Origin of the sequence: Azospirillum sp. TSH58 (assembly GCF_003119115.1) — a bacterium.
Lineage (GTDB): Bacteria > Pseudomonadota > Alphaproteobacteria > Azospirillales > Azospirillaceae > Azospirillum.
In genome coordinates this window covers 443967-466408 of sequence record NZ_CP022364.1, presented here as the reverse complement: position 1 = coordinate 466408, position 22442 = coordinate 443967, and the positions used below count along the sequence as shown (strand labels likewise).

General features: G+C 70.2%; 25 protein-coding genes. 9 read left to right on the top strand and 16 right to left on the bottom strand.

Going from position 1 to position 22442, the window contains the following annotated elements:
- Nucleotides 1–72: 72 nt before the first annotated feature.
- The 7 genes from glp to TSH58p_RS05710 form a co-directional block, all read right to left on the bottom strand.
- Nucleotides 73–1290, bottom strand: a complete 1218-nt coding sequence (gene glp, locus TSH58p_RS05740; protein ID WP_109071952.1) for a gephyrin-like molybdotransferase Glp — start codon at nt 1288–1290, stop codon at nt 73–75.
- Entirely contained in the window at nt 1290–1784 is a 495-nt protein-coding gene (gene moaC / locus TSH58p_RS05735; protein WP_109071910.1) for a cyclic pyranopterin monophosphate synthase MoaC, read from the bottom strand. Before moaC ends, glp begins: the two co-directional genes overlap by 1 nt.
- Nucleotides 1781–2242, bottom strand: a complete 462-nt coding sequence (locus TSH58p_RS05730) for a GNAT family N-acetyltransferase (RefSeq protein WP_109071909.1) — start codon at nt 2240–2242, stop codon at nt 1781–1783. Before TSH58p_RS05730 ends, moaC begins: the two co-directional genes overlap by 4 nt.
- A gap of 35 nt (nt 2243–2277) precedes the next feature.
- Nucleotides 2278–3066, bottom strand: coding sequence for an indole-3-glycerol phosphate synthase TrpC (gene trpC, locus TSH58p_RS05725; RefSeq protein WP_109071908.1), 789 nt, complete (start codon nt 3064–3066; stop codon nt 2278–2280).
- The gene (trpD, locus tag TSH58p_RS05720) at nt 3063–4121 is read right to left on the bottom strand and encodes an anthranilate phosphoribosyltransferase (RefSeq protein ID WP_109071907.1); all 1059 of its coding nucleotides are present in this window, start codon (nt 4119–4121) and stop codon (nt 3063–3065) included. Before trpD ends, trpC begins: the two co-directional genes overlap by 4 nt.
- Complete coding sequence (locus tag TSH58p_RS05715) at nt 4118–4708, bottom strand: aminodeoxychorismate/anthranilate synthase component II (protein WP_035673146.1); 591 nt, start codon at nt 4706–4708, stop codon at nt 4118–4120. Before TSH58p_RS05715 ends, trpD begins: the two co-directional genes overlap by 4 nt.
- A 182-nt stretch (nt 4709–4890) precedes the next feature.
- Nucleotides 4891–5349, bottom strand: a complete 459-nt coding sequence (locus TSH58p_RS05710) for an STY0301 family protein (RefSeq protein WP_109071906.1) — start codon at nt 5347–5349, stop codon at nt 4891–4893.
- Between the two features lie 179 nt (nt 5350–5528).
- Here TSH58p_RS05710 and TSH58p_RS05705 point away from each other — a divergent pair, with 179 nt between their 5' ends.
- Both TSH58p_RS05705 and TSH58p_RS05700 read left to right on the top strand, forming a co-directional pair.
- A complete protein-coding gene (locus tag TSH58p_RS05705) occupies nt 5529–6683 on the top strand; it encodes a divergent polysaccharide deacetylase family protein (RefSeq protein ID WP_109071905.1) in 1155 nt (384 codons plus the stop codon).
- A gap of 27 nt (nt 6684–6710) precedes the next feature.
- Nucleotides 6711–6914 carry a heavy-metal-associated domain-containing protein gene (locus TSH58p_RS05700; RefSeq protein ID WP_109071904.1) on the top strand — a complete coding sequence of 68 codons (204 nt, stop codon included), beginning with the start codon at nt 6711–6713 and terminating at the stop codon, nt 6912–6914.
- A 7-nt stretch (nt 6915–6921) separates the two neighbouring features.
- Here TSH58p_RS05700 and TSH58p_RS05695 read toward each other — a convergent pair whose 3' ends face one another.
- From TSH58p_RS05695 to TSH58p_RS05685, 3 genes are read right to left on the bottom strand one after another with little or no spacing between them, the layout of a single operon-like run.
- Entirely contained in the window at nt 6922–7725 is an 804-nt protein-coding gene (locus TSH58p_RS05695) for a hypothetical protein (RefSeq protein WP_109071903.1), read from the bottom strand.
- A 7-nt stretch (nt 7726–7732) separates the two neighbouring features.
- Nucleotides 7733–9244, bottom strand: coding sequence for an anthranilate synthase component I (trpE, locus tag TSH58p_RS05690; RefSeq protein WP_109071902.1), 1512 nt, complete (start codon nt 9242–9244; stop codon nt 7733–7735).
- A gap of 24 nt (nt 9245–9268) precedes the next feature.
- Nucleotides 9269–11155 (bottom strand): SurA N-terminal domain-containing protein, encoded by a 1887-nt coding sequence (locus tag TSH58p_RS05685; protein WP_109071901.1) that lies wholly within the window; start codon nt 11153–11155, stop codon nt 9269–9271.
- Between the two features lie 216 nt (nt 11156–11371).
- Between TSH58p_RS05685 and tpiA the strand changes: the two genes are divergently transcribed.
- From tpiA to kdsA, 5 genes are all read left to right on the top strand, one after another.
- Entirely contained in the window at nt 11372–12127 is a 756-nt protein-coding gene (gene tpiA / locus TSH58p_RS05680; RefSeq protein ID WP_109071900.1) for a triose-phosphate isomerase, read from the top strand.
- Nucleotides 12128–12255: 128 nt separating this feature from the next.
- Nucleotides 12256–12588 (top strand): preprotein translocase subunit SecG, encoded by a 333-nt coding sequence (secG, locus tag TSH58p_RS05675; protein ID WP_038528272.1) that lies wholly within the window; start codon nt 12256–12258, stop codon nt 12586–12588.
- Nucleotides 12589–12748: 160 nt separating this feature from the next.
- The gene (locus tag TSH58p_RS05670; RefSeq protein ID WP_109071899.1) at nt 12749–14377 is read left to right on the top strand and encodes a CTP synthase; all 1629 of its coding nucleotides are present in this window, start codon (nt 12749–12751) and stop codon (nt 14375–14377) included.
- Nucleotides 14378–14518: 141 nt separating this feature from the next.
- Nucleotides 14519–15217, top strand: a complete 699-nt coding sequence (locus tag TSH58p_RS05665) for a dienelactone hydrolase family protein (protein WP_109071898.1) — start codon at nt 14519–14521, stop codon at nt 15215–15217.
- A 103-nt stretch (nt 15218–15320) separates the two neighbouring features.
- Nucleotides 15321–16151, top strand: a complete 831-nt coding sequence (gene kdsA, locus TSH58p_RS05660) for a 3-deoxy-8-phosphooctulonate synthase (protein ID WP_109071897.1) — start codon at nt 15321–15323, stop codon at nt 16149–16151.
- Nucleotides 16152–16157: 6 nt separating this feature from the next.
- Here kdsA and TSH58p_RS05655 read toward each other — a convergent pair whose 3' ends face one another.
- Nucleotides 16158–16805, bottom strand: coding sequence for a DUF1194 domain-containing protein (locus TSH58p_RS05655; RefSeq protein ID WP_247874238.1), 648 nt, complete (start codon nt 16803–16805; stop codon nt 16158–16160).
- Between the two features lie 193 nt (nt 16806–16998).
- Between TSH58p_RS05655 and TSH58p_RS05650 the strand changes: the two genes are divergently transcribed.
- Nucleotides 16999–17445 (top strand): helix-hairpin-helix domain-containing protein, encoded by a 447-nt coding sequence (locus TSH58p_RS05650; protein ID WP_109071895.1) that lies wholly within the window; start codon nt 16999–17001, stop codon nt 17443–17445.
- 45 nt (nt 17446–17490) lie between these two features.
- On the opposite strand, the gene pqqE is transcribed toward TSH58p_RS05650, so the two are convergent.
- The 5 genes from pqqE to pqqA form a co-directional block, all read right to left on the bottom strand.
- A complete protein-coding gene (pqqE, locus tag TSH58p_RS05645; RefSeq protein WP_109071894.1) occupies nt 17491–18597 on the bottom strand; it encodes a pyrroloquinoline quinone biosynthesis protein PqqE in 1107 nt (368 codons plus the stop codon).
- The gene (locus tag TSH58p_RS05640) at nt 18594–18896 is read right to left on the bottom strand and encodes a PqqD family peptide modification chaperone (RefSeq protein ID WP_109071893.1); all 303 of its coding nucleotides are present in this window, start codon (nt 18894–18896) and stop codon (nt 18594–18596) included. The genes pqqE and TSH58p_RS05640 overlap by 4 nt, the downstream gene beginning before the upstream one ends.
- Nucleotides 18893–19669, bottom strand: coding sequence for a pyrroloquinoline-quinone synthase PqqC (pqqC, locus tag TSH58p_RS05635; RefSeq protein WP_109071892.1), 777 nt, complete (start codon nt 19667–19669; stop codon nt 18893–18895). Before pqqC ends, TSH58p_RS05640 begins: the two co-directional genes overlap by 4 nt.
- On the bottom strand, nt 19666–20595 hold the full coding sequence (pqqB, locus tag TSH58p_RS05630) for a pyrroloquinoline quinone biosynthesis protein PqqB (RefSeq protein ID WP_109071891.1): 930 nt from the start codon (nt 20593–20595) through the stop codon (nt 19666–19668). The genes pqqC and pqqB overlap by 4 nt, the downstream gene beginning before the upstream one ends.
- A 68-nt stretch (nt 20596–20663) precedes the next feature.
- Nucleotides 20664–20744 carry a pyrroloquinoline quinone precursor peptide PqqA gene (pqqA, locus tag TSH58p_RS05625; RefSeq protein WP_014240199.1) on the bottom strand — a complete coding sequence of 27 codons (81 nt, stop codon included), beginning with the start codon at nt 20742–20744 and terminating at the stop codon, nt 20664–20666.
- 324 nt (nt 20745–21068) lie between these two features.
- Between pqqA and eno the strand changes: the two genes are divergently transcribed.
- Nucleotides 21069–22346: a phosphopyruvate hydratase gene (eno, locus tag TSH58p_RS05620; RefSeq protein ID WP_109469159.1), complete on the top strand. Its 1278-nt coding sequence runs from the start codon at nt 21069–21071 to the stop codon at nt 22344–22346.
- The last annotated feature ends 96 nt before the right edge of the window (nt 22347–22442 follow it).

Sequence of the window (22442 nt, the reverse complement as noted above, 5' to 3'; positions counted from 1 at the left end):
CAAGCCCTACGGATGAAATCAATCGCAAATCGACGGACAGGACTCCCAAAGGGATTCGCGGTGCGGAACGGATTAAAGCGACAGGGCACCACCGTTCAACGGGATCACCGTCACCCGGTCGCCGATGGCGGCGGCGGCGGCGTGAGGCTCGCGGACGATCAGGGCATCGGCCTGGGCCAGCCGGGACATCATCGCGCTGTCCTGGCGCGGGAAGGGGGTCGCGACCGGCCCGCCGTCCGGTCCGGGGGACAGGGTGGCGCGCAGGAAGTCGGTGCGGTCGTCGTTGGCCTTCAGCGGCGCGCCGAGCGTGACGGTGAGCGTCGCGTTCTCAGCGGGCAACCCTTGGAGACGGCGCAGCAGGGGCACCAGGAACAGCACGGCGGCCACGCCGGTGGACACCGGGTTGCCGGGCAGGCCGAGCAGCGGCACGCCGTTCGCCGTTCCGAAAATCAACGGCTTACCGGGCTTCATGGCGACCCGGTAGAAGTCCAGCGACAGCCCGCCCAGCACGTCGCGCACATGGTCGTGCTCGCCTTGCGAGGCGCCGCCCGTGGTCACCAGCAGGTCGCAGCCGGCCGCCCCGGCGGCCATGGCGGCGAGATGTTGCGGATCGTCCTTCGCCACGCCGAGATTGTGGGCGACGCCGCCCTGGCTGGCGACCAGCGCGCACAGGCCGAGCGCGTTGGAGCTGACGATCTGGCTCGGCCCCAGCGGATCGCCGGGCAGGGCGATCTCGTCCCCGGTGGCGAGCACGGCGACCCGCGGGCGGCGGTGGACGCGCAGCCAGGGCAGGTTGGCGGCGGCGGCCAGGGCGACGTCGCGGGCGGTCAGCAAGCGTCCCTTGGGAAGCAGGTCCTCTCCCGCGGTGAAATCGAGGCCGGCAGGACGGATGAAGCGGCCCGAGGGCACGGCGCGTCCGACGCGCACGCGGTCGCCGGCATCCTCGCAATCCTCCTGCATCACCACGGCGTCGGCCCCGGCGGGCACGGGGGCGCCGGTGAAGATGCGCACGGCCTCGCCCGCGCCGACCGATCCGGCGAAGGCGTGGCCGGCGGCGGATTCGCCGATGCGGCGCAGAGTGACGGGCGCCTCCGCCGACGCCTGGACGATGTCGGCGGCGCGGACGGCCCAGCCGTCCATGGCGGCGGCGGCGAAGGGCGGCTGGGTCAGGCGGGCGACGGCGGGCTCCGCCAGGACGCGCCCCAGCGCGTCGGGCAGCGGCACCGCCTCCGCCGGCAGGGCGGTGAAGGCGGCAAGGATGCGGGCGCGGGCCTCCCCGACCTGCAGCATCAGGCGGCGCTCCCCCATTCGCCGCTCTTGCCGCCGGCCTTGTGGAGCAGCTTCACCTCGGTGATGGTCATGCCGCGGTCCACCGCCTTGCACATGTCGTAGACGGTCAGCGCCGCCACCGACACGGCGGTCAACGCCTCCATCTCCACGCCGGTCTGGCCCCTCAGCTTGCAGGTGGCGGTGATGTCCACGGCGTTGCGCTCGGGGTCGCAGGTCAGGTCCACCTTGACCGAGGTCAGCATCAGCGGATGGCACAGCGGGATCAGGTCCGGCGTGCGCTTGGCCCCCATGATGCCGGCCAGCCGGGCCACCGACAGCACGTCGCCCTTCTTGACGCCGCCCTGGAGGATGAGGGCCAGCGTTTCCGGCTGCATGAGAACGGAGCCGCGGGCGGTCGCCGTGCGTTCCGTGTCGGCCTTGCCGGACACGTCCACCATCACCGCGCGGCCTTCGGCGTCGAAATGGGTGAAGCCGCTTGCGGGCTGGTCGGTCATAAAGGTTTCTCCATGAACAGGCTCAGCGGGTCCGGCCCGTAGGGGCCGAACGGACCGCGGTCGGTGAAGCCCTGTTTGCGGTAAAGCGCGATGGCTTCGTCCTGATAGACGCCGGTCTCCAGCCGCAGCAGGGACAGCCCGGCGGCGCGGGCCTCGTCCTCGATGCGCTCCAGAAGGCGGCGCCCGATCTGGCCGCCGCGGGCGGTCGGCTGGACGAACATCCGCTTGACCTCGCCATAGCCGTCCTCGGTGTCGATGCGCATGGCGCCGCAGCCGACCACGGTCCCCGACCGCCGGGCGACCAGGAAGCGGATGTCGGGCTTCGCCAGCGACTGCAGGTCGAGCAGATGGTTGCTCTCGGCCGGGTACAGGTCGCCCAGATAGCGGTCCAACTCCTCGATGAGCTGGACCACCTCGTCCTGGAGCGGGCTTTCACGGGCAATGGTCACGTTCGGCACGGCGTCGCTCCTCCCCATTGCTTTGTTCTTTGGTGTCAGGCGAGCAGGGCGCGGGTGGCCGCGGTCACATCCTCCTGCCGCATCAGCGATTCACCGACCAGGAAACAACGCGCGCCGACCGCCGCCATGCGCGACAGGTCCGCCGGGCTGTAGAGGCCGCTTTCGGCCACCAGCATCCGGTCGGCGGGCACATGGGCGGCCAGGTCCTCCGTCGTGGCGATGTCCACCGCCAGCGTCTTCAGGTTCCGGTTGTTCACCCCCAGAAGCGGGGTCTTCAGCGCCAGCGCGCGGTCCAGCTCCTCGCGGTTGTGCACCTCGACCAGCACGTCCAGGCCCCAGGCGATGGCGGCGTCCTCGATCTCGGCGGCCTGCGCGTCGCTCAGCGCCGCCATGATGATCAGGATGCAGTCGGCGCCGAGCGCGCGGGATTCGGCGATCTGGTAGGGATCGACCATGAAGTCCTTGCGCAGCACCGGCAGGTCCACCGCGGCGCGGGCGGCCAGCAGATAGTCGTCGCAGCCCTGGAAATAGGGCTCGTCGGTCAGCACCGACAGGCAGGTGGCGCCGCCCTCGCGGTAGGCGCGGGCCAGCGACGGCGGGTCGAAGTCCGGGCGGATTAGGCCCTTGGACGGGCTGGCCTTCTTGATTTCGGCGATCAGGCCGTAGCGGCCCCCGTCCACCGTGCGGCGCAGGGCGCGGATGAAGCCGCGCGCCGGGTCGGCGCTGCTGGCGGCGTCCTCCACCGCGGACAGCGGGCGGGCGGACTTGCGGGCTTGGACCAGCGCGCGCTTGTCGTCGCAGATGCGGGTCAGGACGTCGCTCATGGCGCGGCAACCGGTTCGTTGGTAATGGACACGAGGTGTTGGAGCACGGCGCGGGCGGCGCCGCTGTCGATGGCGTGGCGGGCCTGCTCGACGCCTTCCTTCAGGTCGCCGGCCTTGCCCGCCACATGCAGCGCGGCGGCGGCGTTCAGCAGCACGATGTCGCGGTAGGCGCCCTGGGCGCCGTCGAACAGCGCGCGGATGGCCTCGGCGTTCACATGGGAGTCGCCGCCCTTCAGAAGCTCCGGCCGGGCGCGGAAGATTCCGGCCTGCTCGGGCTCGATCTCGAACACCGTGACCTCGCCGTCCTTCAGCTGGGCGACGGTGGTCGGGCCGGTGGTGGTGATCTCGTCCAGCCCGTCGGAGCCATGGACGATCCAGGCGGCCTCCGACCCCAGCCGCTTCAGCACATGGGCCAGCGGCTCCACCCACTGCTTCGCGTAGACGCCGAGAAGCTGGCGCTTGGCGCTGGCCGGGTTGGACAGCGGGCCCAGCAGGTTGAAGATGGTGCGGGTGCCCAGCTCGACGCGGGTCGGGCCGACGTTGCGCATGGCGAGGTGGTGGCGCGGCGCCATCAGGAAGCCGATGCGGGCGTCCCACAGGGCCTTGCGCACCAGACCCATGTCGCAGTCCAGGTTGACGCCCAGCGCGCCCAGCACGTCGGCGGCGCCCGACTTGGAGGACATGGCGCGGTTGCCGTGCTTGGCGACCGGAACGCCGCAGGCCGCGATGACGATCGCCGCCGCCGTCGAGATGTTGTAGGTGCCCGACCCGTCGCCGCCGGTGCCGCAGGTGTCGATGGTGCCCTCGGGCGCCTCCACCGGGATGGCCTTGGCGCGCATGACGCGGGCGGCCCCGGTGATCTCGTCCACCGTCTCGCCGCGCACGCGCAGCGCCATCAGGAAGCCGCCCATCTGCGACGGGGTGGCGTTGCCCGACATGATGATGTCGAAGGCCAGCGAGGCCTCCGGCTCGCTCAGGGCGTTGCCGGCGGCGACCTTGGCGAGGATGGCCTTCATGTCGGTCAGGTCGCCGTGCGGCGCGGACGGCGTGCTCATGCGGCGGTCTCCAGCCGGCGGGTCGTGTTCAGGAAATTCTCCAGGATCTTGTGCCCGTGCTCGCTCTCGATGCTCTCCGGGTGGAACTGCACGCCGTGGATCGGCAGCTCGCGGTGGGACAGCGCCATGATCAGGCCGTCCTCCGTCTCGCCGGTGACTTCCAGGCAGGCGGGCAGGGTGGCGCGCTCGACGATCAGCGAGTGGTAGCGGGTGGCCCGGAAGGGCGAGGGCAGGTCCTTCAGGACGCCGCGACCCTGGTGGAACATGCGGTCGACCTTGCCGTGCATCGGCACCGGGGCGCGCAGCACCGTGCCGCCGAAGGCCTGCCCGATGGCCTGATGGCCCAGGCACACGCCCATCAGCGGAACGCCGGCCTTGGCGGCGGCGTCGATCAGCGGCAGGCAGATGCCCGCCTTGTCCGGGTCGCAGGGGCCGGGCGACAGCACGATCCCTTCGGGGCGGAGCGCCATGGCCTCCTCCACCGTCAGGCTGTCGTTGCGGCGGACGTCCAGCTCGGCGCCCAGTTCGCCCAGGTAATGGACGAGGTTGTAGGTGAAGCTGTCGTAATTATCGATGAGCAGCAGCATGGGGCGCCCCGGCATCCTTCCGGCCTGTCGTTTCCGGTCCGTCTTTTCCGGCCCGCCGTTCACGGCCCGATCGTCCCGGACCAGCGTTCCGGCCTTGTTCCAAGGCGGGTACCCTAGCGGCTGGAGCCGTGGATTTCCAGCCCGTCCGAACCTCGATCTGGCGGAGACTCAGTGGTAAGGGGTTAGCGGCAGAGGAACTGCGGCGGCGTCGCGGGCTTGGCCAGGACGATGCCCCGCGCGTCGGTCTCCTCGGTGATCTGGCAGCGCCGCACGGTGCGCGGCAGGTCGATGGCCAGCGTGGCCTGCGTCCCGCCGTAGCGGCAGATCAGGAAGACGCTGTCGCGACGGGCGGCGGGGAAGTCCCATTGCCGGGTTTCCGATCGGCCCCGCCGCAGGCTGCGGTCCGGTTCCAGTCCCGCCGGGGCGGCGGCCAGGGCGGGGTCGGCCATCCGCGCCGCCCGGTCGCCTTCGACCAGCGTGACGCCCGCGAAGGCGTGCTGGTCCTTCGCCGGGTAGGGCGACCAGCCGCCGGGCGCCTCCGGCTGGGCCTGCACGGTCAGGCTGGGCGGGCAGCGGACCTCGTTGGCGAGGGCGGGGCCGGCGGTGACGAGAAACGTCAGGAGGATGAGGGTGCGGAGCATGGCGGGTCACAGCATAGTCCCAGCCGGCGGACGCCTCCACCCCGCTCCGCTGTTGCAGGGACGGTGCGGGGGTGCCACCTTGCGCGCAAACCGGAAACCAGGGTTCGAGATTCCTTCCCATGGCCAGAAAATCGCCGCGCAAGCCCCAGAAGGCGGCGGCACGGAAGCCATCGCCGAAAGTGCCGGCCGCCGCATCCGGGCGGGCGGCGCCGGGGCGCGCCGTCTCCCCGATCCTGCTGGCGCTGGCCGGGGTGATCGCGGTCTTCGCGGTGGCGCTCGGCGCGCGCTTCATCATCGGGCGCGACGCGCCGGAGACGGAGACCGTCCTGGAGCGCGAGGCGCCGGTCATCGCCCCGGCCATCCCGCCCGCCGCAGCGCCGGTCAAGCCGCCCCCGCCCAAGGTCGCGGAGACTCCGCCCCAGCCGGAGCCGCCGGCCCCGCGCGAGCCCGACGCCGCGCCCGCGCCGGCTCCGGCTCCGCAGGTGACGGAAGCCCCGGCCCCCGTTCCGGTTCCCACGCCGCCCCCGCCGCCGGCCCTGACGCCGAAGCCGGTGGTGGCGATGCTGCCGCCCCCCGTCGCCCCGCTGGAGCCGCCCAAGGTGGCCCCCGGATCGCCGCTGTGGAAGAAGAACGCGCTGCCCTTCCGCGCGCCGCCGGGCAAGCCGGCCATCGCCATCGTCATCGACGACATGGGCGTGGACCGCAAGCGCTCGAACCGCGCGGTGTCGCTGCCGGCGCCGCTGACGCTGGCGTGGCTGCCCTACGCCCACGAGCTGCCGGCCCAGGCCCGCGCCGCCCGCGCCGCAGGGCACGAGCTGATGCTGCATCTCCCCATGGAGCCCAGCGGCTCCGCCGATCCGGGGCCGCAGGCGCTGCGCGTGTCTCTGGACAAGGGGGAGATCCTGCGCCGGACCAAGACGGCGCTGGACAGCTTCGACGGCTATGTCGGGGTGAACAACCACATGGGCAGCCGCTTCACCGCCGATCATGCGGCCATGGCGCCCGTGCTGGGGGAGATCGCGCGGCGCGGCTTGTTGTGGCTGGACAGCCGGACCACCGCGAAGAGCGCCGGCCTGACCATCGCGCGGGAGCTTCAGATGCCCTTCGCCGGGCGCGACATCTTCCTGGACAACGAGATGACCGTGCCGGCGGTGCGCGCCCAGCTGGCCAGGACGGAGCAGGTGGCCCGCCGCCAGGGCTACGCCATCGCCATCGGCCACCCGCACGATGCGACAATCGACGCACTGGCCTCCTGGATGCCGGACGTGCAGAAACGCGGCTTCGTCCTGGTTCCGGTCAGCGCCGTCGTGCGCGCCCATCACGCCGGCGGGTGACCGCCGGTTCCGCTTGAGGAGAGTTCCATGGCTGACACCTACAAGGTCGGCGGCATGACCTGCGGCGGCTGCGCCCGCTCCGTCACCAACGCCATCGGCAAGCTGGCGCCGGGCGCCGCCGTGACGGTGGACCTCGACGCCGGCACCGTGGCGGTGGAGGGCGGGGTCGCCCCGGAAACGGTGAGGAAGGCCGTGGAGGGCGCCGGATTCGACTTCGGCGGTCAGGCCTGAAACCGACTCAGACCGGCTGAGGGCGGCGCAGCCGCCACACCAGCAGGCCGCCGGCCCAGGACAGCGAGACCGCCAGCGCGGCGCCGAGCGCCACGAACCGTCCGGCGGGTTCGGCCAGCAGATGGGCGGTGGTCAGCGCCAGGGCGAGGCCGGGGTTGGTCAGCAGCGCGCTGCGCATCGCCGCGGCGACCACGCCGCCGCCCAGGCGGCCGTGCAGGATCACCGTCAGGCTGGTCAGGGCGATGGGGAACACGGCGGCGATGCCGGTGGCCGCCGGCCCGATGCTGTGGCTGAGCGTGGTCACCGTGGCGACCAGCAAGCCGACGAGACCGGCGCGGGCCGGGATGTCGTACCAGCGCGACCGCGCCACCCGGACCGCCCTGTCCTGGGGGATCGGGGCGGACACCGCCCAGGCGGCGATGCCGTAGCAGGCCAGGGTCAGCAGCAGCGCCAGCGGCAGCGTCCAGGCGACGGCCGAGCGCAGGCTGGCCGCCACGACGATCCAGAAGACGGAGCTGGTGAGAACGGTCGCGGGCATGCCCCAGCGCGGGGCGATCCGCACGAGAAGGGCCAGATAGAGGACGATCGTCGCGTTCCCGACCATTCCCGACAGGGCCGCGTCGGCGACGAAGCGGTCGCCATGCTCCATCGCGAGCATCACGAAGGCCGGTCCGGTGGAGACGGGCAGGGCGGTGATCATGCCGCCGTAGAAGGGACCGGCCTTCTCCGCCGCCAGCGAGGCGGCGACGACCACCAGGGCCGCCGCCGCGATCTTGATGATCAGCGGCAGCAGCAGCGCATCGAGGGGCATTCGGTCCTTACCGGGCGGAGGTCTCGCGGACGGTTTCCTCCGCGGCGCGGATCAGGGCCATCGACTTGTTGACGGTCTCCTGATACTCGGCCTCCGGATCGCTGTCCGCGACCACGCCGCCGCCGGCCTGGACATACATCATGCCGTCCTTCAGCACGGCGGTGCGCAGCGCGATGCAGGTGTCCATGGCGCCCGACGCGCCGAAATAGCCCACGCAGCCGGCGTAGACGCCGCGGCGGGCCTTCTCCAGCTCGTCGATGATCTGCATGGCGCGGACCTTCGGCGCCCCCGACACGGTGCCGGCCGGGAAGCCGGCGATCAGCGCGTCCAGCGCGTCGTGCTTCGGGTCGAGGTCACCCTCGACGTTGGAGACGATGTGCATGACGTGGCTGTACAACTCCACGATCATCTTCTGCGTCACCTTGACGGTGCCGGTGCGCGCCACGCGGCCCACGTCGTTGCGGCCGAGGTCGAGCAGCATCAGATGCTCGGCCAGCTCCTTCGGGTCGCTCAGCAGGTCCTCGGCCAGCGCCTGGTCCTCCGCCGCCGTGGCGCCGCGCTTGCGGGTGCCGGCGATGGGGCGGACGGTCACCTTGCCGTCGCGCACGCGCACCAGGATCTCCGGGCTGGAGCCGACGACCGACAGCTCGCCGAAGTCGCAGTGGAACAGGAAGGGCGACGGGTTCAGGCGGCGCAGCGTGCGGTACAGCGCCAGCGGCGACGGCTTGAAGGGGAAGCGGATGCGCTGGGACGGCACGACCTGGAAGATGTCGCCGGCCCGGATGTACTCCTTCGCCCGCTCCACGATCGCGTGATACTCCTCGCGCGTCGTGTTGGAGGTCCAGGCGAGCGGCAGCCCGTCCTTGGTCCGCGGCTCCCGCCGGTAGGGCAGGGGGCGCTCCAGGTCGGCCACCGCGTCCATCAGCCGCTCGCGGGCGTCGCCATAGGCGGCGGCGCCGTCGACGCCGGGCTTCGGCCAGACCGGGGTGACCAGAGTCACCGAATCGGTGTGGCTGTCGAAGATGGCGACGATGCTCGGCCGCGACAGGATGGCGTCGGGGATGCCCAGCTCGTCCGGGTTGTCGTCCGGCAGACGCTCCATCAGCCGGACCATGTCGTAGGTCAGGTAGCCGAACAGGCCGGCGGCCATCGGCGGCAGGGCGTCCGGCAGGTCGATGCGGCTCTCGTTGATGAGGGCGCGCAGCGACTCCAGCGGGGCCGCGTCGATGGGCTCGTAGGCGTCGCGGTCGTGCAGGGCGTTGCGGTTCACCTCCGCCCGGTCGCGGCGGCAGCGCCAGACCAGATCGGGCTTGAAGCCGATCACCGAATAACGGTCGCGCCGCGACCCCGCCCCGCGCTCCGCCGATTCGAAGAGGAAGCCGAAGGGTCGCCCGTCGGCCAGCTTCATGTAGGCGGAGACCGGGGTCTCCAGATCGCTGACCAGGGTGGTCCACACCACCTGCGGCTTGCCGGCCTCATAAGCGGTGTGGAAGGCGGCGGATTCCGGCTGAACCTTCACGGGACGGGCCTCGATTGAGTGTGGTTAGTTGCCGCTGGCGAAGAACTGGTCGATGCGGTTGCGGTGCACCTCGACCGGGTAGCTGTTGCGCAGCGCGTTGCCGAACTGGGCCATGATGTCGCTTTCCAGCCCCTGGGCGACGGTGCTCTCCACGGTCGCCAGCGTGGCGTCGGAGGCCGCCGGGTCCGCCGGGATGACCTCCTTCAGGCGGGCGACGACCTGGCTGTCGGCGGTGGCGCCGGTCACCGTCTCGCCGGGCTTCACCTCGAACAGCTTGCGCACCAGCTCGCCCGGCAGCCCTTCGACCGAGCGGGCGTCGCGGGTGAAGGGCGTGGTCATGGCGAAGCTGGCGCCGGACTGGCTGGCGACGTCCTGCGCCGCCGCTTCCGAGCCCTGCTTCAGCTTGGCGGCGATGTCCTGGGCCTTCTCGGCGGCCAGCTTGGCGCGCTTGTCGTCCTGCCAGCCGGCGACGGCCTGATCGCGCACCTCGGCCAGCGGCTTGGCGGCGGCGGGCGTCACGCCGTCGACGCGCACGGCGTAGAAGACGTTGTTGGGCGCCTCGGTCAGGTTCGAGGTGGCGCCGGAGGCGAGCTGGAAGGCGGTCTGCACCATGGCGGCGAAGTTCGCGCGGCCCGGGGCGGCGTCCTGGCCGTCCGGCGCCTTGCCGCTGCTGTCCACCGCGGCGATCTTGGCGATGGGCAGCGACTGGGCCTGGGCGACCTCCTCCAGCGGGGCTCCGCTGGCCAGCTGGTCCTCGACCCGGTTGGCGATGGAGTAGAGCGAATCCATCGCCTTCTCCTTGCGAAGCTCGGCCAGGAGCTGGTCGCGGGCCTCCTCGAAGCTCTTGGTGGCGCCCGGCTGGATGGCGGTGACCGTCAGGACGTGCCAGCCCAGTCCGCTGCGCACCGCGTCGCTGACCGCACCCTGGGCCAGCGCGAAGGCGGCGTCGCCGATCTCCGGCAGCTCGTTGCGGGTGACGTTGTCGAGCGTGATGACGTCGGTCCCGGCGTCCTTGGCGGCGGCGGTCAGGCCCTTGGTCTTGGCGGCCTCGGCGATCTGCTTGGCCTTCGCCTCGTCGTCGGCCAGGACCATCCCCACCGTGCGGCGCTCCGGGGTGCCGAGCTCGTCGGCGCGCTCGTCGTAGGCGGCGCGGAGTTCGTTGTCGGGGATCTGGATGTCCTTGGCGATCTCGTCGGCGGAGAGCTGGGCGATGCTCAGCGCGCGGTATTCCGGCGCGGTGAAGCGGACCTGATGGTCCTCGTAATAGCGGGTCAGCTCCGCCTCGTCGGGCACGCCGACGTCGCCGATGGCGGCGTTGGGCAGGGTGACCACCTCGGCCACGCGGCGCTCCCCGCGGAAGCGGTAGAGGTCCTGGACCAGCGGCTTCGGCGGGGTCACCCCGGCGCCGACCGCCCCGGCCACCAGCTCGCGCGCGGTCTCGCGGCGCAGCAGGGCGACGTAGCCGTCCTCGGTGAGCTGGTTGTTGCGCAGCACGCTGCGGAACTGGTTCGGGTCGAACTGGTTCTGCGCGTTGCGGAAGGCCGGCTCCTCGGCGATGCGCTGGCGCACCACGTCCGGACCGACGGAGATCCCGGCGTCGCGCGCCGCCTGATCATAGAGGGCGCGCTGCACCAGCGCCGACAGCGACTGGTCGAGAAGGCCGAACTGGCGCGCCTGCTCGGTCGTCAGGTTGCCGCCCAGCATCGGGCGCAGCCGCTCCATCTGGCGGCGGAACTCCTGGTCCAGCTCCGCCCGGTCGATGTCCACCTTGCCGACGGACGCGACGGTGCTGGAGATCCCGCCTGTGCGGATCATGTCGCCGATGCCCCAGGCCGCGAAGCTGACGATGAGGAGCACGAACAGGATCTTGACGACCCACGAACCGGCGTAAGTGCGGATGAACTGAAGCATGGGACCCGAAGTGAGTGCGCAAAGGGCGGCCCTGCGGCCGGGGCGGCATCATAGGCACCCCGCGAAAGCCCGGCAACACCCCATTTCCCCCGCGATTCCCCATCGGAAAGAACCCGTTGGACGGGTGGAAATGCCCCGCACTCCTTGCTAGACAGGGGGCGCACTTTGAAAACGAACACCCGCACCAACAAACGAGAGCCGGAGGACGAAAACGCCATGGCCGCACGCCGCAAACTGATTGCCGGGAACTGGAAGATGAACGGGCTGAAGGCCGACGGGCTGGATCTGGCCTCGGACCTCGCCGGACGCCTGACCGGGGCCGGGACGGTCGCCTTCGACATGCTGGTGTGCCCGCCCTTCCCGCTGCTGTTCCCGGTGGGCGACGCCATCTCCGGCAGCCCGCTGGCGCTGGGCGCGCAGGACTGCCACGCCAAGACCTCCGGCGCGCACACCGGCGACGTCAGCCCGGCCATGCTGACCGACGCCGGCTGCCGCTACGTCATCCTCGGCCATTCGGAGCGCCGCGCCGACCACGCCGAATCCGACGCGCAGGTCGCCGCCAAGGCCGCCGCCGCCCACAAGGCGGGCCTGATCGCCATCATCTGCGTCGGCGAGACGGAGGCCCAGCGCGACGCCGGGCAGGCCAACGCCGTCGTCGCCAGCCAGCTCAAGGGCTCGATTCCGGAGGGCGCCACCGCGGCAAACACCGTCATCGCCTACGAGCCGGTCTGGGCCATCGGCACCGGCAAGACCGCCACGCCCGACGACGTCAAGGCGATGCACGCCCACATCCGGGCGGAGCTGGCCGGCAAGACCGCCGATCCCGACGCGGTGCGCGTCCTCTACGGCGGCTCGGTCAAGCCGGGCAACGCGGCGGAACTGATGGCGGTGGAGAATGTGGACGGCGCGCTGGTCGGCGGGGCCGCGCTGAAGGCGGACGATTTCTGGGCCATCGCCACCAGTTGCCGCTAGCATATCGCGCAGGACCGCGTTAAAAACAGTGGGCGCGCGCCACGGGCCCTTGCCAAGGTCCGTGGCGCGCTGTTGGTTTGGGCGGTCCCTGCGGATCGCTCCGGGAAGGGATCAAGGGAACGGGTTGCATGGAATCGGTGCTTCTGGTCATTCACCTGCTGATCGCCCTGGCGCTCGTCGGGGTCATCCTGATCCAGCGGTCGGAAGGCGGCGGTCTCGGCATCGGCGGCGGCAATATGGGGGGCATGATGTCCACCCGCGGCACCGCCAATCTGCTGACGCGGACCACCGGCATCCTGGCGGGCTGCTTCATGGCGACGAGCCTGGTCCTGGCGGTCCTGGCGGGCGCGCACAGGGCGCCGACCTCGATCATCGACACGATGCCGGCCCAGCCCGTGGCCCCGGCGGCACCCGCCCAGCCGGCCGCTCCGGCGCAGCCCGCTCCGCCGGTCGCCCAGTAAAAGCGGCCCGGCAAAACGCGACGCGGCTCCGGCCGCGTCCGACGCGAGGCGGCCTCCCCCGAAGCCGCCTCTTTCTTTTGAGGATCGTCGATCCGGGCCGCGCCCGGCGGACGGTCCGAATTCGGGGAACGGATCAGGCTCTGAAGGTCTTCGGACGGACATGACTCGCTACATCTTCATCACCGGTGGCGTCGTTTCCTCGCTGGGCAAAGGTCTGGCGTCGGCGGCGCTTGGGGCGCTTCTCCAGGCGCGCGGCTACAAGGTGCGGCTTCGCAAGCTGGACCCGTACCTGAACGTGGACCCCGGCACGATGAGTCCGTATCAGCACGGCGAGGTCTATGTGACCGACGACGGCGCTGAGACCGACCTCGACCTCGGCCATTACGAGCGCTTCACCGGCGTGGCCGCGCGCCGTGGCGACAACATCACCACGGGCCGCATCTATTCGACCGTGATCGCCAAGGAGCGCCGCGGCGACTATCTGGGCGCCACCGTGCAGGTGATTCCGCACGTCACCGACCAGATCAAGGACTTCATCCGCGCCGACACGACCGACGAGGACTTCATCCTCTGCGAGATCGGCGGCACGGTGGGCGACATCGAGTCGACCCCCTTCCTGGAGGCCATCCGCCAGTTCGGCAATGAGGTCGGTCCGGAGAACGCCCTGTTCATCCACCTGACCCTGCTGCCCTACATCCCGACGGCGGGCGAGCTGAAGACCAAGCCGACCCAGCATTCCGTGAAGGAGCTGCTGGGCATGGGCATCCAGGCCAACATCCTGCTCTGCCGCGCCGACCGTCCGATCCCGGACAACGAGCGCCGCAAGATCGCGCTGTTCTGCAACATCCGGCCGGAGCGCGTGATCGCCGCCCTGGACGTCGATTCGATCTATCAGGTGCCGGTCAGCTACCACGAGGAAGGCTTCGACACCCAGGTGCTGGCCTATTTCGGCCTGCCGACCGAGGGCAAGCCGGACCTGTCGCGCTGGACCAGCATCATGGAGCGCGTGCGCAAGCCGCAGGGCGAGGTGACCATCGCCGTCGTCGGCAAGTACACGAGCCTGCTCGACAGCTACAAGTCGCTGGCCGAGGCGCTGACCCACGGCGGCATCGCCAACAACGTGAAGGTCAAGCTGGACTGGATCGACTCGGAGATCTTCGAGGACGACACCGCCGTCCAGCGGCTGGAGAACGTCCACGGCATCCTGGTGCCGGGCGGCTTCGGCTCGCGCGGCACGGAAGGCAAGATCCGCGCCGCCCAGTTCGCCCGCGAGCGCAAGGTGCCGTACTTCGGCATCTGCTTCGGCATGCAGATGGCGGTGATCGAGTCGGCCCGCAACATGGCCGGCATCGTCGATGCCGGCTCGACCGAGCTGGGCAAGCCCGGCAACCCGGTCGTCGGCCTGATGACCGAGTGGATGCGCGGCAACAGCCTGGAGAAGCGCACGGAGGGCACCGACCTCGGCGGCACCATGCGGCTCGGCACCTACCCGGCGAAGCTGGTCCCCGGCAGCAAGGTCGCGGAGATCTACGGCGCCACTGACATCACCGAGCGGCACCGCCACCGCTACGAGGTGAACGTCTATTACAAGGACCGCCTGGAGAAGGTCGGCCTGCTGTTCTCCGGCCTGTCGCCGGACGGCGAGCTGCCTGAGATTGTCGAGATCCCGGACCATCCCTGGTTCATCGGCGTGCAGTTCCACCCGGAACTGAAGTCCAAGCCCTTCGACCCGCACCCGCTCTTCACCTCCTTCATCAAGGCGGCGATCGAGCAGAGCCGGCTGGTCTGATGTGACCGATCGGGGGAGGCGCTTCCTCCCCCGCGCGTTCCGGTTCCGGGTTTCCCGTGGGTATAGTGAAAGCGGCGGCCGAGCCAACGGCCGCCGCTTTTGCGTTACGGGCCAGGAAAAAACCAAGAGGCTGGAGACACCATGACCGATATCAGCATCCCCGCCAGCGACGGCGGCAGCTTTTCCGCCTATGTGGCCAAGCCGGCGGGCGGCGGGCCGGCGCCGGGACTCGTCGTCATCCAGGAGATATTCGGGGTCAATCAGGTCATGCGCGACCTGTGCGACGGCTTCGCCGCCCAGGGCTGGCTGGCCGTCTGCCCGGACCTGTTCTGGCGGCAGGAGCCGGGCGTGCAGATCACCGACAAGACCCAGGAGGAGTGGAACCGCGCCTTCGCCCTGATGAACGGCATGGATCAGGACAAGGCGGTGGACGACCTCAAGGCCACCCTGGCGTGGCTGCGCCAGAATCCGGATTGCACGGGGAAGGCCGGGTCGGTCGGCTACTGCCTGGGCGGGCGGCTCGCCTTCATGATGGCGGCGCGCTCCGATTCCGACGCCAACGTCAGCTATTACGGCGTCGGTCTGGACGGTCTGGTCGGCGAGGCGGCGAGCATCACCAAGCCGCTGCTGATGCACATCGCCGAGAAGGACCAGTTCGTCCCGGCGGAGGCGCGGGAAAAGGTGCTGGCCGCGGTGAAGGGCAACCCGAACGTCACCGCCCACGTCTACCCCGGCATGGACCACGCCTTCGCCCGCGCGGGCGGCGCCCATTTCGACGCCGAGGCGGCGGAGCTTGCCAACGGACGCACGGCAGCCTTCTTCAAGCAGCATCTGGGTTGACGCCATTCCGGTTGACCGGGATCGCCGATATCTGGGAAGGAATGGGCAGCGCGAGGGGGCCTTCGGCATGCGTCCCCTCGCATTGCTTTTTGGAGAGCACGGGATGACCACCGCCAAGACCGTCCAGATCGGCAACCTGACCATCGCCAACGACCGGCCCTTCACCCTGATCGCCGGGCCGTGCCAGATGGAAAGCCGCGACCACGCGCTGGAGACGGCGGCGGCGCTGGTGGAGATGACCGGCGCGCTGGGCATCGGGCTGATCTACAAATCCTCCTTCGACAAGGCCAACCGCACCTCCATCAGCACGGCGCGCGGCCTCGGCATGGACAAGGCGCTGCCGATCTTCGCCGAGATCAAGGAGCGGTTCGGCTGCCCGGTGATCACCGACGTGCACGAGGCCGACCAGTGCGCCCCGGTGGCCGAGGTGATGGACGTCCTCCAGATCCCCGCCTTTCTGTGCCGCCAGACCGACCTGCTGATCGCCGCCGCCAGGACGGGCCGGGCGGTCAACGTCAAGAAGGGCCAGTTCCTCGCCCCCTGGGACATGAAGAACGTCGCGGCGAAGCTGGTGGCCTCGGGCAACGACAAGGTCCTGCTGTGCGAGCGCGGCGCCAGCTTCGGCTACAACACGCTGGTGTCGGACATGCGAGCTCTGCCGATCATGGCGGAGACGGGCTTCCCGGTGGTCTTCGACGCCACCCATTCCGTGCAGCAGCCGGGCGGGCAGGGCACGACCTCCGGCGGGCAGCGCGAGTTCGTTCCGGTGCTGGCCCGCGCCGCCATCGCCGTAGGGGTTGCCGCCGTCTTCATGGAAACCCACGAGAATCCGGACTGCGCGCCCAGCGACGGCCCGAACATGGTCCCGCTGAAGGAGATGCCGGCCCTGCTGGCGCGGCTCCAGGCGTTCGACCGTCTGGCCAAGGGGCTCTGAGCCGGCTCACCGCTGGACGCCCTCCGCGGTTCGGACGGACGCGGGGCGGTTCCCCGCGTTGCCATTGTCGGTGATCTCCTGGACCAGCTTGTCCAGGATGGCGCGGCGGAAGGCGTCCGGCGTGTCGGCCACCGTGACGAAGGCGGACGGCCCGCCGATGACCTGCGTCGCGAAATACTCCGCGAGCCAGGGCACCTCGTCCAGGATGACGAGACCGTTGATCGTGATCCCCTGGGCGACCACGCGTTCGCGCGCCGCCTGGGGAGCGATGCCGATGTTGTTGTAGCCGTTGCTGACGATGTCGATGACCCGGTGCGGCGCCGCATTGCCGCCGCGCTGGAAGAGGTCGGCGGCGTTGAGCAGCGCCGCGCCGATTCCGGTGCTGCCTTGCAAAGGCCGGCGTGGCACCGCGTCGATGGCGGCCGCGAGGCCCGTGGCGGAAGACCGGTCGGACACCACCGTCCAGGGCACGAGAATCCGAAAGGTCGCCGGGTCGGACCACAGCGCGACCGTCACCGCGATGCCACCGCTGCCCGCCGTGATGGCTTCCACCAGCTTCAGGTCGCGGAAGGCCGCGGCGTGGCCTTGCAGTTGGAATTCGAACAGACCACCGTCGATGCTCGTGGAGCCGTCGATGGCCAGCACGAGTTGCATGTCCACCCGTTCCGACCCAGGCGGGTGCTGCGCCAGGGCGCTCCCCGCGCAGAAAAGGGTGGTGACAAGAATCGCCCAGCGCATGCGCGTGCCCATGGAACGGGAACGCCCGGCGGGCGGAGACGTTGCCATCGCATCGTGGACGCCGCGCCGACGGTTGGAGCGTCCGCGTGCTGAGAGATGGAGGAAAGCCATGAAGCTGCCCCGCCTGTGCGCCATCGCCGCCATTGGTGCGCTGATCGCAGTCCCTGCGTTGGCGCAATCGACGACGACCAGTCCCTCCACACCCAACAAGACCCAGTCCGCCCCGATGGGCACCCCTGTTCCGCAGGCCAAGCCGGCCATGCCGCCGGGGACCAGCGGTTCCACCACGGCCCCGCCCATGAGCAGCGGATCGTCGGCGGCGAAGGCCAAGGTCATCGACCTCAACACCGCCGGCAAGGACGAGCTTCAGACCCTGCCGGGAATCGGCGAGGCGCGGTCCGACGCCATCGTGAAGAACCGCCCCTACCGCTCGAAGGACGAGCTGGTCAGCAAGAAGATCGTCCCGCAGAGCGTCTACGACGACATCAAGGGCCGCATCGCCGCGGTCGGCGGCTCCAAGACCAGCGCGTCGGCGACCACCGCCCCGAAGAAGTGAGATGGAAGCGGCCCTCGTTCCTAAACTGTGGAATGGGGGCCGCCCTTACAGGCTGAAGCTGCGGTAGATGATCGGGGCCTCGGCCGTGCCGCCGTCCGTCGCGGCGATGTCTCCCAACAGGCCGTGATGCTCCGACAGGTCGCACACCGGGTCGGTGTTGTCGGCGCTTCCCGTCAGCGCAAGCGCCTGACAGCGGCAGCCGCCCCAGTCGATCTCCTTCTGATCGCAGCTCCGGCAGGGCTGCGGCATCCAGTCGGTGCCGCGGTAGCGCTGGAAGGCCGCGGAGTTGGCCCAGATGTCGGCCAGCGGGCGCTCCGTCACCCGGTCGAAGGTCATGCCGGGGATCGTCTCGGCGGCGTGGCAGGGCAGGACCGAGCCGCTGGGCGTGACGTTGAGGAACTTGCGGCCCCAGCCGCCCATGCAGGCCTTGGGGCGCTTGGCATAATAGTCGGGCACCACGTAATCGACGACCAGCCGGCCCTTCAGCTCCGGCAGGCGGGCGCGCACCCGCTCGTCCATGCGGATCAGCTGGTCGCGGGTCGGCATCAGGGCGGCGCGGTTCTTCAGCGCCCAGCCGTAATACTGGACGTTGGCGATCTCGATCCGGCCGGCCTTCAGCTCCAGCGCCATGTCGATGAAATCGTCCACCCGGTCGATGTTGTGGCGCTGCACGATGGCGTTGACGGTCAGCGCCATGCCGGCGTCGGTCACCGCCCGCGCCACCTCCAGCTTCTTCGGCTGGCCGCCGGGAAAGCCGCTGATCAGCTCGGCCTTGGCCGGCACCGTATCCTGGAAGCCGATCTGCACATGCTGCAGCCCGGCGTCGCGCAGCCGCTCCAGCCGTGTCCGGTCGAGCAGAACCGCCGAGGTGATGAGGTTGGCGTAGAGCCCGGCCGCGGTGGCATGGGCGATCAGCGCCTCCAGGTCCTTGCGCGCCGTCGGCTCGCCGCCGGAGAAATGCACTTGGATGATGCCGAGGTCCGCCGCCTCGTCGAGGACGCGGCACCAGGCGGCGGTGTCCAGCTCCCGGCTGGCCGGGTCGAGCGCCAGCGGGTTGGAGCAGTAGGCGCAGCGCAGCGGGCAGCGGTGCGTCAGTTCCGCCAGCAGGGCCAGCGGCGGTTCGAGTCCGGTCGTGGCGCCACAGAAGGTCATCGGGTCAGGAACCCCTTCGTGATCATGTCGCCCAACACTTCCAACACATCCGCGGCGATCTCCTCCCGCGGGGCGTCGAATTGTGCGGCCAGCGTCGCGATGGCCGCACCCACCGTCACCGGAGGCTGGCCCGCCTGAGATGGTGTGGTGACGGCCCGCACCACCTCCAGCGCCACCTCGTCCAGGATCAGCACGCGCTCCGGCCCCAGAAGCTGCCAGTGGCCGCGCACCCGGTCCTGGCGGAGCATGACGCCGGGGGCCAGCCGAACCCGGTCCTCCTCGGTCACGCCGTCCGTCATCGCTGGTAGACCGTCGGTTCCATGTCGTCCGGCACGAAGGCGCCGGGCGGGATCAGGCCGGGGGACACATAGGCGTGGTGCAGCGCGTCCAACTGCGCCCACAGCAGTTCCGCCTTGTGGCGCAGGGCGGCGATCACCTGCTGCTGCTGCTCCGGCGTGCGGGCGTTGTCGAGCACGTATTCGAGCCCGAACTCGACGTCGCGCGGCGCCTCGTCCAGCCGCTTGCGGAAGTAGGAGAGGGTCGCGTCGTTGGCGAAGGCGTAATAGGCCTCGAACCCGGCGATGCGCTCGCGGTGGATGGCCGGGGCGAACAGCTCGGTCAGCGAGGAGGCGACGGCCTCCAGCGTCGACTTGCCCGACACGAAATTGACGTAGGAATCGACGGCGTAGCGGGTCGCCGGCAGGATGCCCCTCAGCGAGGTCACATAGTCGCGGTCCAGCCCCAGCCCGTCGGTCAGGCGAAGCCAGCGCTCGATCCCGCCGACCTTGCCCTCCTCGCGCTGCCGGCTCTCGCCGAAGCCGTCATGGTCGAGCACGCGCTGGATCCAGATGCGGCGCAGCGCCGGATCGTCCATCCGCGCCATCAGGGCCAGATCCTTCTTGGGGATGCAGACCTGATAGTAGAAGCGGTTCAGCGCCCAGGCCTGGACCTGACCGCGCTTCAGCTTTCCGCCATGCAGCAGTTTGTGGAAGGGGTGGAGGTCGTGGTACTGGCGCTCGCCGATGGCGCGCAGCTCACGTTCAAGACCTTCGCGCGACAGCAGTGACGTCATAGGGTGAACTCCATCCCGTCGTGGGCGATCTCCCAACCTTCGGCGGTGGCGGCGGCCCGTTCGGGCGAGTCGTCCAGCAGGGCCGGGTTGGTGTTGTTGATGTGGACGAAGACCTTGCGCCGCACGCCCAGCCCCGCGAAGGCGGCGATGGAGCCCTCCGGGCCGGACATCGCCATGTGGCCCATGCGCTGGCCGGTCTTGCTGCCGGTGCCGGCGCGGATCATCTCGTCGTCGGTCCAGGTGGTGCCGTCGAACAGCACCAGCGGCGCCCCGCGCAGCCGGTCGGCCAGCCAGTCCGGCATGGACGAGCAGCCGGGGATGTAGAAGAACTCCCCGTCGCCGTTTCGGTCGCGGACGCGCAGCGCCACCGTGTCCTCCGCCACCGAGCCGAAGCCGGCGGCGGTCGGGTCCTCCAGATAGAGCGCGACCTTGCCGGGCACGGCGAAGGCCTCGATCTCGAAGGGGAAGGGGATGCCGGCGGCGTCGGCGGGAACCCAGGGCCGGTCCAGCGCCATGGCGCGGCGCGGGGCCAGCTCCGGATTGACCACGCGGAAGACGGCGTTCGCCTCCAGCACGCCGTGCACCCGGTCGGTGGCGTAGACGGCCAGCGGCTGGGATTCGCGCAGAGTCAGCAGGCCCGCCACATGGTCGATGTCGGCGTTGGTCAGCACCGCCGCCGCGATGGGGCTGTGGCGCAGGCCGGTCCGCGGGTGCAGCGCCGGGTTGGCGCGGATCTGCTGGCCGATGTCCGGAGAGGCGTTCAGCAGCAGCCAGCGCCCGTCGCCGCCGCTGACGGCGAGCGAGGACTGGGTGCGTGGGCGGGCCGCCGGGTCGCCGGAGCGGGCGCGGCGGCAGCCCGCGCAGTTGCAGTTCCACTGGGGAAAACCGCCGCCCGCGGCGGAGCCAAGGACGAGGATCGTCAGCATGGGATGCTCTTCCGAATCAGGCGGCCCGAATCAGGCGGCGGTCGTCACGCATGGAAACGGTCCGGCGCTCAGAGACGGGCGCAGGCGTAGGCGTTGATTTCGGTTCCGACGGCGATTTCGACGATCTGGGGCTTGCGCCAGGTCTTCATGGTTGGGTCCTCCGCGCTTGGATTGGCCTTGGGATGATTCCCAGGGGCTGTTGCCGCCCGCCGCGGGCGGGCCCCGCTAGCGAACGTTAGAACGCTACGGGTGCGGGACAAGGTGGTCTATGCGACTTTGGAAGCAGGTGCGCTGCACAACCGGATAGGGTGCTGCGCCGTCCGGGCGTTCTTCCGCGAGCCTTTGCGTCCCAGCGGCCTTGCATCCCCCCGCACGCAAGGCTATCAAGCCCGCGCGCTTCTTTTTCGCCTGGAAAGATCATCCGCCTGGAAAGATCATCCAGTGGACGCGCGCAACGCGGAGGAAGGACAAACATGAGCGCCATTACCGAAATCCACGCCCGCGAGATCCTCGACAGCCGTGGGAACCCGACCGTCGAGGTGGACGTCCTGCTCGAATCCGGCGCCTTCGGCCGCGCCGCCGTCCCGTCGGGCGCCTCGACCGGCGCGCACGAGGCGGTGGAGCTGCGCGACGGCGACAAGTCCCGCTACGGCGGCAAGGGCGTGCTGAAGGCCGTGGAGTCGGTCAACGGCGAGATCTTCGACGCCATCGCCGGCCTCGACGGCTCCAACCAGCGCGCCCTCGACCTCGCCATGATCGAGCTGGACGGCACCCCCAACAAGGGCCGGCTCGGCGCCAACGCCATCCTCGGCGTCTCGCTCGCCGTCGCCAAGGCCTCGGCGGAAGAGGCGGCGCTGCCGCTGTTCCGCTACGTCGGCGGCGCGTTTGCCAACCTGCTGCCGGTGCCGATGATGAACATCATCAACGGCGGCGCCCACGCCGACAACCCGATCGACATCCAGGAGTTCATGGTCATGCCGGTCGGCGCCGAGAACGGCGCCGAGGCCATCCGCATGGGCGCGGAGATCTTCCAGGCGCTCAAGAAGAAGCTCAAGGACGCCGGCCACAACACCAACGTCGGCGACGAGGGCGGCTTCGCCCCCAACCTCGCCTCCACCGAGGACGCGCTGGGCTTCGTGATGAAGGCGATCGAGGCCGCCGGCTACAAGCCGGGCGACGACGTCATGCTGGCCATCGACGCCGCCTCGACCGAGTTCTTCAAGAACGGCAAGTACGAGCTGGCCGGCGAGGGCAAGTCGCTGGCGCCGGAGCAGATGGTCTCCTACTGGGCCGATCTGGTCGGCCGCTACCCGATCATCTCGATCGAGGACGGCATGGCCGAGGACGACTGGGAGGGCTGGAAGGCGCTGACCGACGCCATCGGCGGCAAGGTGCAGCTGGTCGGCGACGACCTGTTCGTGACCAACCCGGCGCGTCTGGCGGACGGCATCAGGAAGGGCGTCGGCAACTCGATCCTGATCAAGGTCAACCAGATCGGCACGCTGTCGGAGACGCTGGAAGCCGTCGACATGGCGCACAAGGCCGGCTACACGGCGGTCCTGTCGCACCGTTCGGGCGAGACCGAGGACAGCACCATCGCCGATCTGGCGGTCGCCACCAACTGCGGCCAGATCAAGACGGGCTCGCTGTCGCGCTCCGACCGTCTGGCCAAGTACAACCAGCTGATCCGCATCGAGGAGATGCTCGGCACCGCCGCCCGCTTCGCCGGCCGCGGCATCCTCAAGGCCTAAGGCGCTCTTAGGGTTCTCCTTTGGGAAAGGCCCCTTTCCGGGATACCGGGAAGGGGCTTTTTTTCTGTGTTCTCTTTTGGGGTTGCGCCCGGTGCG